This is a genomic window from Pseudonocardia kujensis, assembly GCF_021283305.1.
In the GTDB taxonomy this organism is placed as follows: domain Bacteria; phylum Actinomycetota; class Actinomycetes; order Mycobacteriales; family Pseudonocardiaceae; genus Pseudonocardia; species Pseudonocardia kujensis.
The window spans coordinates 90,428-102,956 of the sequence record NZ_JAJSOK010000025.1 but is presented as its reverse complement, the minus strand read 5'-3'; the positions used below and the strand labels follow the sequence as shown (position 1 = coordinate 102,956).

Annotated in this window: 13 protein-coding genes and 2 pseudogenes; 10 read left to right on the top strand and 5 right to left on the bottom strand. The window is 69.7% G+C overall.

Annotation, left to right across the window (positions count from 1 at the left end; all coding sequences use genetic code 11):
• Window positions 1-1,108 precede the first annotated feature (1,108 nt).
• From LWC35_RS19170 to LWC35_RS19155, 4 genes are all read left to right on the top strand, one after another.
• A complete protein-coding gene (locus tag LWC35_RS19170; protein WP_232871522.1) occupies window positions 1,109-1,480 on the top strand; it encodes a hypothetical protein in 372 nt (123 codons plus the stop codon).
• The gene (locus tag LWC35_RS19165; RefSeq protein WP_232871521.1) at window positions 1,477-2,097 is read left to right on the top strand and encodes a TetR/AcrR family transcriptional regulator; all 621 of its coding nucleotides are present in this window, start codon (window positions 1,477-1,479) and stop codon (window positions 2,095-2,097) included. The genes LWC35_RS19170 and LWC35_RS19165 overlap by 4 nt, the downstream gene beginning before the upstream one ends.
• Before the next feature lie 165 nt (window positions 2,098-2,262).
• Entirely contained in the window at window positions 2,263-2,676 is a 414-nt protein-coding gene (locus tag LWC35_RS19160) for a nitroreductase family deazaflavin-dependent oxidoreductase (protein WP_232871520.1), read from the top strand.
• Window positions 2,677-2,788: 112 nt separating this feature from the next.
• A complete protein-coding gene (locus LWC35_RS19155) occupies window positions 2,789-3,229 on the top strand; it encodes a VOC family protein (protein ID WP_232871519.1) in 441 nt (146 codons plus the stop codon).
• 256 nt (window positions 3,230-3,485) lie between these two features.
• On the opposite strand, the gene LWC35_RS19150 is transcribed toward LWC35_RS19155, so the two are convergent.
• The 3 genes from LWC35_RS19150 to LWC35_RS19140 form a co-directional block, all read right to left on the bottom strand.
• Window positions 3,486-3,677, bottom strand: coding sequence for a hypothetical protein (locus tag LWC35_RS19150; protein WP_232871518.1), 192 nt, complete (start codon window positions 3,675-3,677; stop codon window positions 3,486-3,488).
• Between the two features lie 165 nt (window positions 3,678-3,842).
• Window positions 3,843-4,502 (bottom strand): hypothetical protein, encoded by a 660-nt coding sequence (locus LWC35_RS19145; protein ID WP_232871517.1) that lies wholly within the window; start codon window positions 4,500-4,502, stop codon window positions 3,843-3,845.
• Between the two features lie 147 nt (window positions 4,503-4,649).
• Entirely contained in the window at window positions 4,650-5,081 is a 432-nt protein-coding gene (locus LWC35_RS19140; protein ID WP_232871516.1) for a hypothetical protein, read from the bottom strand.
• Between the two features lie 18 nt (window positions 5,082-5,099).
• Here LWC35_RS19140 and LWC35_RS19135 point away from each other — a divergent pair, with 18 nt between their 5' ends.
• Together LWC35_RS19135 and LWC35_RS19130 are read left to right on the top strand one after the other, a co-directional pair.
• Window positions 5,100-5,801 carry a TetR/AcrR family transcriptional regulator gene (locus tag LWC35_RS19135; RefSeq protein WP_232871515.1) on the top strand — a complete coding sequence of 234 codons (702 nt, stop codon included), beginning with the start codon at window positions 5,100-5,102 and terminating at the stop codon, window positions 5,799-5,801.
• Between the two features lie 232 nt (window positions 5,802-6,033).
• Window positions 6,034-7,662, top strand: a complete 1,629-nt coding sequence (locus tag LWC35_RS19130) for a hypothetical protein (protein ID WP_232871514.1) — start codon at window positions 6,034-6,036, stop codon at window positions 7,660-7,662.
• Window positions 7,663-7,916: 254 nt separating this feature from the next.
• On the opposite strand, the gene LWC35_RS39370 is transcribed toward LWC35_RS19130, so the two are convergent.
• Together LWC35_RS39370 and LWC35_RS39365 are read right to left on the bottom strand one after the other, a co-directional pair.
• Window positions 7,917-9,236, bottom strand: a complete 1,320-nt coding sequence (locus LWC35_RS39370) for an AMP-binding protein (RefSeq protein ID WP_269804415.1) — start codon at window positions 9,234-9,236, stop codon at window positions 7,917-7,919.
• A complete protein-coding gene (locus tag LWC35_RS39365) occupies window positions 9,166-9,618 on the bottom strand; it encodes an AMP-binding protein (protein WP_269804414.1) in 453 nt (150 codons plus the stop codon). Before LWC35_RS39365 ends, LWC35_RS39370 begins: the two co-directional genes overlap by 71 nt.
• Window positions 9,619-10,090: 472 nt before the next feature.
• Between LWC35_RS39365 and LWC35_RS40995 the strand changes: the two genes are divergently transcribed.
• The 4 genes and pseudogenes from LWC35_RS40995 to LWC35_RS19100 form a co-directional block, all read left to right on the top strand.
• A complete protein-coding gene (locus tag LWC35_RS40995; RefSeq protein WP_372463067.1) occupies window positions 10,091-10,477 on the top strand; it encodes a transposase in 387 nt (128 codons plus the stop codon).
• Window positions 10,478-10,488: 11 nt separating this feature from the next.
• On the top strand, window positions 10,489-10,686 hold the full coding sequence (locus tag LWC35_RS19110) for an IS110 family transposase (RefSeq protein WP_232871512.1): 198 nt from the start codon (window positions 10,489-10,491) through the stop codon (window positions 10,684-10,686).
• 15 nt (window positions 10,687-10,701) lie between these two features.
• Window positions 10,702-11,517 (top strand): annotated as a pseudogene (locus tag LWC35_RS19105) (IS110 family RNA-guided transposase); the annotation flags it as partial.
• A 460-nt stretch (window positions 11,518-11,977) separates the two neighbouring features.
• Window positions 11,978-12,505, top strand: a pseudogene (locus tag LWC35_RS19100) (aldehyde dehydrogenase family protein); the annotation flags it as partial.
• Window positions 12,506-12,529 lie beyond the last annotated feature (24 nt).

Genomic DNA, 12,529 nt, shown 5'->3' with positions numbered 1-12,529 from the left:
CGCATGGCGTCCTCCCGGACCAGGCGTTCGATGTAGCCCGAGGCGCCGCCGCGGTTGCTCGCTGCGCACTGGCGGATCCGCGCGACCGTGCTGCTGTCGAGGGAAAACGTGGCTCGCTCCCGCTGGGGCATGCCCCTAGCATACGCCAGGGGCGCATACGTTGCGTATGAACGATTGGTAGAGGCATCTGTTCGACAGTTTCCTTCGACGTCCTGTGTAGTGGCGGGTGACGAACGTGCAGCAGGCCCACGCCGGTCTCGCTGTCGGTCCCGCGTGGGACTCTCTGGGCCCATGAGCAGCGACGAACGGGGCGCTTCGACGGTTGGACGAGGAGACCAAGAGCGTCCGGCCGCCGTTCGATGTGCAGGTCCCGGAGCTCGTGGTCGGCGGCGCCGACTTGGCGGCGCAGCTCGGCGAGCTGGCGACATGCTGCTGGCGTGGCCAGGGTGAGCTCGGCGCGCTCCCACTCCAGTCTGCGGTGGGGTGTGCGCCGGTCTGTTCGGCGGCCGCAGCCGCATCCCGGCGTATCCACTCAAGCTCGGCGGCGTTTGCTCCGCTCCAGCTCGGCGAGGCTCCGCGCGGGCTTCGGCCAGGGCTTCATCGCGCGCAGCCAGTTCGCCGCGGTGCGTTTCGACCAGCACGCGGGCACGCGCGCGTTTGCCCTCCCAGCCGTTGGCGAGGTCGAACAGGTGCCACCCGGTGACCAGGAGCTCCTGGCGCGCCCACATGCCACGCACGTAGTCAGCGGAGGCGGCCGGCACCCGGAACGGGGCCCTGTGGATCTCGGCGTGGTTCTCGTCGACGAGCTGGTGGTCGCCGCTGACGTACCAGTCGTGCAGCGGGCCCACGTCGTCGCGCTCGTCGGCGATGTAGCCGTCGAGCGAGGCCACCGCGTGCAGGTCGGCGGTGGCCCAGGAGCTCGCGCTGATCACCGCCTGCCCTGGTTCCGAAAACGCGGGTGTCTCCGGCGGACGCTCGCTCCGCCGGGCGCGAGTGACGCCGGCAGCGCCGCGGACGCAGTTCTGGCCGCAAACTCGCCGGCGTCACGAACCCACCGCTTGCGGGCGGACTCGAGTTCATGAGTGTTGACTGTATGGTCAATAGGCCCTTGGTGTCTCGGCATCTGGCCGCCGCCACGGCGTTGGTGCGCGTCTACCTGGCCATCGCTGGGGCGACCCTCGCCGTGCTGGGGGTACTTGCGGCGACGGCGCCCGCGCGGGCTCCCCGCGAGGCCTGGGGACACGCGGTCATCAGCGCGGTCTTCGGCGTGGTGTTACCGCTGCGGGCCGCGCGGCGCGGCAATCCCGGCGCGCTGCGCGCTGTCGGGCTGATCGCATCGGCGCTGTTGGTGGTCAACGTCGTGGAGGCGGGCATTCCCGGGTTCGTGCTGGTGTGGATGCGCGTCGAGATGGTCGGCATCGCCGTGCTGATGGCCGCCATGATCGGGCTCGTGATCCGGGAACAGGCCGTCCGGCGGTGAGCCGGCAGCGCCTGAGCGCGGAGGCCCGCCGGGACCAGCTGGAGCGGGCCGCGCTCGTCGTGGTCGCCGACGACGGGTACGCCGCGGCGAACGCCGACGCGATCGCCCGCACCGCGAGCGCCTCCAAGGGGTTGGTGTGGCACTACTACACCGACCTGACCGATCTACTCGTGCACGCCGCGCGGCGCGCGCTGCGGCTGCTGGAGGCGGCGGTGGCTGCCGAGCTCGACCTGCGCGCGCCGCTGCCCAAACTGCTGCGCGCCGCAATCGGCCGCGCAGCCCGGCTGCCCGCCACCCATGCCCGCGAGCTGCGGGCGATCCGGCAGCTGGTGGACAACCTGCGCGACCCGGCCGGGCACCGGCTGCTGCGTGACACCGAGAGCGAACCGCTGCTGGCTCGACAGGCTGCCCTGCTGCGCCGCGGGCAACAGGAGGGACACCTGCGCGCCGACCTGGACCCGCAGCTGCTCGCCGTCACCTATCAGGGCCTGGTAGACACCATGGTCGACCACCTCCTCGACCATCCCGACGTCGATCCTGACCGGTACGCCGTGCACGTCGCCACCGTGTTGCTCGAGGGCATCGCCGCGCCCGACCCACCCCCGCACCGGCGGTGACGGTGGCTCCTGCCGCGGCCCCGGCGCCTGGACTCCGGCCGGCTCCCCCGCCGCACCGTGGCAGACCAGGGCGGCGATGTCGAGAGCGGCGCGACAGCTTCGTCTACCGGATAGGTGCGGGCGGCCGGCCCCGCGCCGAAGCATCGTCAGGAAGGGAGACCGAACGTGGCCGTCGCTGCCGATCTGGATCGGGCCACCGACTCGCGATGGGACTGGGTGGCCGAGCAGACCAGGACCTACATCGCCTCGGGCGGAACGCAGGGACACGAGGCGAACGGGGTGCGCATGCTCGTGCTGGTCACGACTGGGCGCGTCAGCGGACAGCCGCGCCGCACCTGCCTGATCTACGGCAGGGCCGAGGACGACTTCGTCCTGGTCGCCTCCAAAGGCGGCGAGGACGAGCACCCGGACTGGTTCAAGAACCTCCAGGCCGAGCCCAGAGTTGGCGTGCGGGTCGGCACCCGGCGCTTCAGCGGACGAGCCCGCGTGGCCTCCCCGGCCGAGCGTGAGGCCCTCTGGCCGCAGATGGTGCGCCTCTTCCCGCTTTATGAGGAGTACGCCCAGAAGACCGACCGGTAGATCCCGGTGATCCTGCTCACGCCCCGGAACTGAGCCAGCGCCGACGACGACACCGCCGAGACCGCGCAAGATCCACGCCGCGAACAGCACGAGACGCAGAAAGCAGAGATCCATGCCCATCAAGTTCGAAAACGTCGGGATCGCCGTCCGCGACCTTGACGAGACGATCGCCTTCTTCACCGACCTCGGGCTGAGCGTGCTCGGCCGCGACACCGTCAGCGGCGAGTGGGCCGACACCGCGGTCGGTCTCGACGGCAACCACGCCAAGATCGCCGTGCTGCAGACCCCCGACGGAAACGGCTGCCTGGAGCTGTTCGAGTACACCCACCCCGACGCGATCAAGACCACCCCCACCCGGCCCAACGAGATCGGCATGCACCGCGTCGCCTTCTCCGTCGACGACCTCGACCAGGCCCTCCAGGCCGCGGCCAAACACGGCTGCCACCCGCTGCGCGGCGTGGCCATCTACGGCAACGCCTACCGGCTTACCTATCTGCGCGGCCCCAGCGGCATCCTCGTGATGCTCGCCGAAAACCTGAAGAAAAAGAGTTGAGAAGAGCCGACCGCGGCCGGTCCTGCGGGCGCGGCGACGACGGTTGCCGCTGCCTCCCGATTCGGGCCTCGACCCGGATAGAGGAACGACATACGGCACCTACGGCACGTTGGGGCCCGCGATCGGCGCCAGCAGGTGGAGCGGGCACCGTGGCGGGCCAGCGACAGGCGCCCCCACCTGAGCTGAGCCGCACGATCCGCCCTGGCCGCACGCCCTCGACATGCCGCGGGACGTGATCGCTGATCTTGGCTACGGCCTACTGTCCGGCCAGCTCAGCGACGACCGGGGCGAGCCCGTCGGCGACATCGGCACCGAACACGAAATAGGAGTAGCCGATGTCCTCGCGCCGCCTGTGGATCTCCGCGGCGGCTGCCACGGGATCGCTTGGCAGGAAGGCCAGCGCGTCTGCGTCCCGCACGGCGGCGGGATCGGTGTCTGGCGCATCCATGAACGAAGCAACAGCGTCACCGAGCGCGAAGTAGGCCGACCGCAAGCCCGAACGCGCCGCCGGCGGGCGCGGGGCGATGGTGCCCCGCCCGAGCGAGCCGCCCGGTCCGGCCGCCTGGCGCCCGCGGATGTCGGCGGCGAGGAGTTCGAGAGCCGAGGCTCTGCGCTAGTCGTCGACCTCCTGGAAGTGGGCTGTTCCGTTGGAGAGGAGTAGGACGTCGTAGAGGTAGGTGATGTGACCGGGTTCGCGGCTGTAGCAGCGGTAGCCGGTCGGGTCGGGCCCGGCGCTGTCGTCGAGGTCGCCGCTGCTGGTCCTCGGACTCGCTGGGAACAGGTCGGCCCCGCCGGGGATGGTGTCGCAGCGCAGGATCGCTCCGTCCTCGCGTTGTTTGCTGGCGTAGGCGGCGAAGCCTTCGTTGACCCGTCGCTGGGCCAGGAGCCGGTTTTCGGGCTGGAGGCGGTAGTGGCAGAGCCGGTCGGCGATGGTGTAGCAGGTCCCGTGGATCACGCGCAGGGTGAGTTGCTCGTCGCCGTAGCTGATCAGGCAGGAGCTCGACGGGTTGCAGGTGGCCTGCACGTTCTCGTCGCATACCATCCCGATGCCCTGGTTGCGTGCCTGCAGTTCCATTTGGGCTGTGACGTCGTAGCGCTGGGCCTGCGTGACGTCGTCGTCCTGATGCCGGCGCCCGATCTCGGCGCAGTCAGGTTGCGCGGCGACGGCTTCCTGGGTGGTGGCCTCGTTGTATTTGATCGGTGGGTCCCAGTTCAGGAACGCGATCACTGCCCAGACCAGCCCGGCCACAGCTGCCAGTCCGGTCGCCAGCATCAGCAGCCCACAGCAGCCGTGCCGGACCTTCGGAGCAGGCGCAGTAGGCGGAGTAGGCGGAGTAGGCGAGATCGTCACGGGTAGACCGACTTTCTGCCAGGAGTCGCCCACCACACCCCCAGCGCGGTGGGCGACCAACGAACGCGCTCAGCGCAGTTGCAGGCACGGGTAGCCGGGCGGGCCGTTCTGGCTGCCGGCCCATCGGATGGTGGCGCATACCTGCCCTTGCGCTATGCGCATGTTGGAGAAGGTCGCCGAGTTGGTGGGCGAGCCGACCCAGAACACACCGTTGTGCTGGGTGACCAGCCCGTAGGACTTGGCCAGCTGGTTGCCGCCGGTGTAGGTGATGCGCGCGGTGATCGGGTCCGGGCCGACCGAGCCCCACAGCTGCAGGCAGATCTCACCGTTGCAGCCGCGCGAGTCCGCGTAGGCCGGCCCGGCCACCACCATCAGCCCGACCACCGTGCCGAGCGCCACGATCAACGCACCCACCCGACGGCGCAGCACCCGCCCGCGCCCCGAAGCGCGGGCCGCCGACAACCGCCGGTAGTGTTGTTGAACTGCGTTCAGTAGCTGCACCCGACGAAAGTTAGCTTCATGATCGAAGTCGAGTCAACGGGCCTCACCCCTGCCGGTGGCACCCGCAGCACCGGCGGGAACGGCCGGCGGCGGGTCCGGATGGAGGCCGCCGCACGTCGGGATCAGCTGCTCGAGGCCGGGGTCGTGCTGTTCGCCGAGCGGGGCTACGACGAGGTGGAGATTGCCGACATCGCCGCAGCGGCGGGGGTGTCGCGGGGGCTGCTGTATCACTACTTCCCGGACAAGGTGGCGTTCTTCCTGGCCGTGATGGCCCGCCAGCTCGACGCGCTCGCCCGGGCCACCCGAGTCGCGCCGGCCGCGCCGGACAGCCCGCCGGGGACACGGGAGGCGACGGTTCGGGCCGGGCTGGACGCCTACTTCGACTTCGTCGCCGCGCATCCGCAGTGGTACCGGTCGATCTACCGCAGCGCCGTCTCCGCCCACTCCGCTGCCCGGGAGCTCGTGGAGCGGGCACACGCCCGCCAGGCCCGTCGGATCCTCGCGCTGTTCGGCGAGCTCGACCCGGACCCGTTGCAGCGGGTGGCTGTGCGCGGCTGGGTGTCGTTCCTGGCCACCGTGGGCATGTCCTGGCTCGATGGGAGCGAGGTGCCGCGCGAACAGCTGCGCGAGCGTTGCCTCCAGGTGCTGTTCAGCTCGCTCGGCGTGACGCCTGCCCGTGCCTCGTCGGTCTGGTCAGGAAGCGGCAGCTCCCATGAATGAGGACTTCACCGGGCAGCCGCCCACAGCAGCGCTGTCTGAGGTCGAGGTGGCACGGGGGATGGCCACGCTCCCCGAGCGCTTCGCCGATCGCCTGCACCCCACTTCACTGCAGAACGCACAGGCCTACCGCAACGCGGGCGAGTGGCTGCTGGCCGCCGGGTCGGTGGTCCACGGGTTGTCCCGCTCGGCCAGCGCGATCACCTACCGCGAACACGTCGAGCTACGCCGCTACGTGGCCACCTTCGCCGGCGCCGGGCTGTCCGACGCCTACACCACCAACGCGGTCGCTCGGCTCGCCGCCACCCTGAAGAGCCTGCCCGTAATGGCCGGATCCTTTGGCGTCGACATCGCTACTCTGGCCCGGCAAGCGTCCCGCCGCTTCGTACCGCTGGTGCCCGAGCCGGATCGGTGGCAGATCGAGATCGACGACGAAGACGCCGCCTGGGCCTTCGAGGACCTGGAGCATTTCGCCGATGGCGTCGCGCACCTGCTGCTCAAACACCGGATTCCCACCGATGCCGATGACCGCGAGCGCCTGGCCGTCCTCTTCGACGCGGTCGACCTGCCCCGCACCCGCCTGCGCCGGCTGTGTCGGCGAGGTTCCCCTGCCCCTGACGATTCTGACCGCCGCCATGCCGAAGCCCTCGGCACCGCTCTGGCTCGCAGGAACGGCCAGCAGTGGGCCCAGCTGCTCGCCACCGCGCGGCTCTACATTCCACTGACGCCCACCGGGACGTCTTGGCCCGTCCACCTACCCCACCCCGAGGACCCCGGGCATGTCATCGCCTTCACCACCGCCGACGGGTTCGACCATGTCGTCGGCAACGCGGCCAGCGGGCACGTCGTGCGGCTGGTAGCGGAGCTTCGGTCCGAATACCCCGGCGAGGCTTCCCTGCTCGTCGACCCCGACCTACCGGGAGGAGCTGTGGTTGCCCTCGACGAGATCGACGAGCTGAGCGCCGGACGCACGACGCTGCTCGCAGTAGCCGACCTCGAGCAGCAACTGGTCAATGACGCCCTCCACGGGCTCCGCCGGGCGGTGACCGAAAGCCTCGGGATCGCCGCGCACCCCGTGGCGCTCGCCCAGCCTTGGCCCCCGGACTCCCACGTCATGGCCACGCTCGCCAGGCGGAACGTGGTGGTGCTGCTCGACGACCACGGGGCACCGCGGGTGTTCGGCGCCGGCACGAACGACAACCCGCACGTGGTCGCGGCGTTCAGCTCCGTCCAGGTCCTCGACCGCATGCTCCCCACCCGACCTCCGCGCCGCTGGTACCGCATCAGCGACCTTGCGCGGGACTGGCCGGACGGCCAGGTCCTCCACCTCGACCCCGGCACTGCTGACGAGCTCGTCCTGCTCGACGACATGGTCCGAGAACTCCCTGCCCTGCCCGCCATCGTCACCGAACGCGACGACCGCCTGCAACTGGCCGACGAGCTGCTCGAGCGCGCCGAGCGCACCCCGCGATGGCAGTCCCTGTCCACCGCCTCCGGCTACGTCCTCGTCGATCCCGCCGAGATCGCACGCTCAGACGACGCGCGGGAATCCCTCGGTGAGCTCGTGGCCGCAGCTCACCCCGACCCGGCCCCGCGACCAGACCCTGCCCCGATCTCAGCCGGTCGGCGGCGAGCCCGGCCGAACTGGTGGCTCGACGAGCTGTTCCCACGGGCAGTGCTGGTGCTTCTCGGGATGTTCCTCGCCCTGATCCTGCCGAACCCGGTCAATGCCTACGGCCCCGCCCTCGGCGCCGGTACCGCCGCCGTCCTGACCAAGCTCCTCGGTCGACCAAGAGTGCCCGTCGGGATGAGCATCGTTGCAGTGGTGTTCGCCGCACTCGGCACCGTCGTTCTTCTCCTCTGAGATCACGGGCTCCATCCCGGCTCGGGGTCACCGGAAGCGCGGGCGGCAGGGTGTCCGCCGGGCCCAGTCAGCCGCACAGCCAGGTCGCGTCCGCACCGTCAGCCCGTCTATCTCGAGGGATGCCGAGATCGTGTGCGTCCCCCGGCACCTCTGGGCCCTCGTGCACCTGAGCGACTACGCGACCTGGGCACTTCCCTTGTTCCTCCGGGCTCACCCGGGTTCTGGGTAAGAACCGGCCGGCCTTTCCTCGCGGCCTATTCTTTCATATAAGTGTCCCAGAATCGCTCTCGCAGCTCCATCTTCTTGATCTTCCCGACGCTTGTTCGCGGGATGTGGGATGCGACAAAGATCCGCTCCGGAACCTGCCATTTTGCGAAACGGGAGGCGAGGTGTCCCCGCAGCTCTTGTTCGGTCACCGTCACGCCTTCGTAAAGGACGACCACGCCGACTGCTCGTTCCTGCCATCGCCGGTGTGGCACCCCGACGACAGCCGCCTCCCGCACCGCCGGATGGCCGAGCAGCGCGTTCTCCAGGTCGATGGATGATATCCACTCGCCGCCACTTTTGATGACGTCCTTGATTCGATCGGTGAGTTTGAGGTAGCCGTTGGCGTCGATTGTTCCGACGTCGCCGCTCCTCCAGTACCCGTCGGAGGTGAAGCGGTCCTCCGAGTCGGGCATCGCGTGGTAGCGGGCGGTGATCCAGGGGCCTCGTAGGCAGATTTCTCCGACACTGGCTCCGTCGTGGGGTTGCGGCTGACCGTTTTCGTCGAGAAGGACCAGGTCTACGCCGGTGACCGGGAGCCCCTGCTTGCGTTTGAGCTCCCAGAGTTCCGACTCACCGAGCGTGTCCGACAGGTGTGGTTTCCGCCGGTTGACCGCGACGACGGGGCTGGTCTCGGTGGCACCGTAGGCGTGGATGACCTCTGCCCCGGTCTCCTCGGACAGCCCTCGCATCAGCTCGAGGGGTGGCTCGCTGGAGCCGGAGAGAAGGCGCGCGCCGCGCAGGTCAAGGGTGATGTTGTTCTTGCGGATGTAGTCGAGTATGGGCTCGAAGATGATGGGGGCGCCGTTTGCCACGCTCACGTGGAACTTGGAGAAGGCCTCGACCAAAAGCCCGGCGTCGTCTGCCCGATACCGGCCCGGAAGGACGATTTTGCTGCCAGCGAGGGTTGCGGCTTGGGGGAGACCCCAGCACTGGGCGTGGAACATGGGGGTGATGAGCATGGTGGTGTCGGCCAGCCCCATGTTCAGGGCAGCCGCCTCCGCCATGGCATGGAGATAAATGGCGCGGTGGGAGTAGTAGACACCTTTCGGTCGACCTGTCGTCCCCGTCGTGTAGCAGGCGCTGTAGGCGGACCGTTCGTCGATCTCCGCCCACTCCATGGCGGCGTCCTGCTTGTCGAGCAGCTCTTCGTACTGATGCAGCGGTGCGAGGCTGGTGTCGATTCCGGTGTCGGCGGGTGCTCGATCGCTGAGCAGGATCCAGCCCTTGATCTGGGGATTAGTCGCCGGCGAGTGGCAGCAGACTCGAGTCGACAGCGATCCACTCGGCCTCACTGTGGCGGACAACATAGGATAGGTCCTCCTCGCCCAGACGCAGGTTCAGCTGCAACATCACCGCAGCGATGCCTGGTATCGCCCAGTAGAGCTCGAAGTGCCGTCGGCTGTTCCAGTCGAGCACTCCGACCGTATCGCCGGCGCCGATACCGAGCCGAGTCAGCGCCTGCGCCGCGCGGCACACCCGCTCGTAGCATTCGGCGAAGGCGTAGCTCTGCCACTCGCCGCGGTCGCGGTAAACGACGGACTGGTCGCCAAAGGTGCGTGCGGCGTGCCTGATGAGTGTGGTGGTGTTGAGCTGGTGGTCGTCACCCGTTGTCGAGGGGCGGCCAACCAGGCGGCTGCGTGACATGGCGTCCTTATCGGAAGGCGGGAGCGCTGCGGGCAGCGCGGGCATTGGTTCGGGGTGCCGTCGCGGCGGGCCTGCTGGGCGCCGGAAGCGTCTTCCTCGGCACCACCCAGCGTGCGGCGCGAACCCGACCTGCCCACCGCGCGGCTCGACGGCCCCGACCGCGACGTGCGGCTGCTGACCGACCACCGCGACGGCCTCGTCGCCGAACTCACCCGGGTGATCAACCGGCTGCGCTGGCACCCATACGAGCTCGACCCCGTATGGGACCCCACCCCGCGCTCGCTCGACCGGCGCAGCGCCTACGACAAGCTCCAGCAGCGCCGTGCCGGCACCGACGACAACCAGCTCGTCGTCCGACTCGCGCTCAAGCTCGTTGCGCAGCTGCGACGGCTCACCGCCGATATCGACGAGCTGACCCGCGAGCTCCACAGCCAGGTCGAAGCTATGGCCCCCGCCCTGCTGGCCATACCCGGCTGCGCGCATCTGACGGCGGCAAAGATCATCGGCGAGACCGCCGGTGTCGACCGGTTCGCCTCCAAGGACGCCTACGCAAGACAACGGCACCGCGCCCTTGCCGGTGTGGTCGTCGAACCGGGCTCGGCATCGAGTCTCCCGCACCGGCAACCGGCAGCTCAACGCCGCGCTGCACCGCATCGCGATGACTCAGGCCCGCTGCCACCCCGACGCCAGAGCCATGCTCGCCCGCCGCAAGGTCGCTGGCGACGGTGGGTGGAAGCCCTCCGGATCCTCAAGCGTCGACTCTCCGACGTCATTTACCGAGCGTTACAGGCAGACGCCCGGGTCAGTCCCGCCCGACTCGCCGCTTGATGCGATGAAAGGGCGGGGCCTCCGCCCTTCGTGGTCCCGAGCGGATGCTCGGGGGTGCTCAGCAACGACACGTTGAGGGAGGCCCCGGTGAACGCAGACTACGACGGATGCCAATACGTGGGGATCGACCTGCACCGCCGCCGCAGTGTCATCGTGCGGATGTCCGGTCAGGGGGAGCGACTGGACACGGTCCGTATCGACAACGACCCGGTCGCGCTCGGGTTGGAACTGGCCAAGGCCGGCCCGGATCCGGAGGTGGTGCTGGAGGCCACCTACGGCTGGTAATGGGCGGTCGACGCGCTTGAGACGTCCGGTGCCCGGGTACATCTGGCGCATCCCCTGGGAGTGAAGGGGTTCGCGTACCGGCGGGTGAAGAACGACGCGCGGGACGCTGCGGACCTGGCGGATCTGCTGCGGATGGGCAGGCTGCCTGAGGCGTACATCGCCACGCCGGCCGAGCGGGAGCTGCGTGAGCTGGTGCGCTATCGCGCCAAGCTGGTCGCGCTGCGTAGCGGGTTGAAGGCCCAGGTGCATGCCACGTTGGCCAAGCAGGGGCATCTGCCCCAAGCCTCGGACCTGTTCGGCGCCGCCGGGATGACCTGGCTGCGCGAAGCGCCGCTCGAGCTGGTGTTCCGGCAGCGGATCGACTCGTTGCTGGAACTGATCGACGCCTATGACGGCGAGATCGACCTGTTCCGGAGGATGATCGCGAACCGGCTGGCCGGGCACCGCGGCTACCGAGTGATCCAGCAGTTGAGCGGGGTGGGCCCGACCTTCGCCGCCGTCTTCGTCGCCGAGATCGGCGACATCGGCCGCTTCTCCCGCCCGGAGAAGCTGTGCTGCTGGGCCGGGCTGACCCCGCGGCACCGCGAGTCCGACACCACCGTGCGCCGTGGCCCGATCACCAAACAGGGCTCCAAGCTGGTGCGCTGGGCCGCGATCGAAGCGGTCCAGCACGTCCGCTCCGGCACCAAGCTCGCGGCCGACCGCTCCCGGCTCATCACCACCCGCGGCCGCAACGTCGGCGTCGTTGCGGCCGCGCGCCGACTGCTCACCCTGGTCTACTATGGGCTGCGCGACGGCGAGATCCGCGCGCTCGCCCGCGGAGCCGCGTGAGCAGGTTCGGGCCCGGCAGGACGCGTGGTCGTGCTCTGTCATGACCCCCACCAGCTCTTCGGCGTGGTCGCCAGCTTGATTGACCCCGCCCTGTCGGAGCCGCACCGCTTCATGCCGCCGCCCGCGCAGCGAAGGGATGACCGGCAGCCCCCCATCAGGGGCTCCGCCTCGCGCTGATCTTCGGCATACGGGAAGCAGGAAACCAACAACCCCGAAACCGACGCTGCCGTCCCCCCGCCACGGCGGCCAGTGTCGCGCCATCCTCGCCGGCATCCAGGCCGTTCGTCCTCGCTCCGCTGCGGGCGCTCCGCCTGGACCCCGGCTCCGGTGACGCACGCCCAACCCCGCCGGGAGCCCCGCCAAGAAACGCACATCACGGACCTCCGACGGACTTGACCGGCCCCGCCCTTTCAGGGATGACAGAGGAGCTAGAGACAGTCCCGCGACCCCCCACAGCGAGGCGGCGACCTGCGACCCAGTGGTCAGCGAGCAGCTCCTGGGCAGGGTACCCGGGCCCATCGACCGCGCGAAGCAGAGCGCCGCGCGGCTGGTGACGGGTGGGGGCAGGCCTGCCTGGTCGGACCGGGGCTGGCTCGTCGAGCCGGCGGTCTTCGCCGACGTCGACATCGGCGACTCGCTCGCGCGGGAGAAGGTCTTCGGTCCGGTCCTCGCCGTGATCCCCTACGACGACGAGGACGACGCCGTAGCGATCGCGAACGACAGCAACTACGGGCTCGCGGGTTCGGTGTTGACAGTGGCCGAGCAGCGGGGCCTCGACGTCGCCCGGCGGATCCGCACGGGCACGATCGGGGTCAACTACTACGACCTCGACCTGGCCCCGTTCGGAGGGATGAAGGACAGCGGTATCGGGCGCGAGGTCCGCCCCGAAGCACTCGACAACTACCTCGAGTACCAGTTGGTCTACGGCGGCGCGGCCCTGCTCGAGGCCCGACGCCCAGGGGGTGGCGGATGCCTGCCGTTCGCATGACACCGCGTCCCCCTGGGCCGGCCC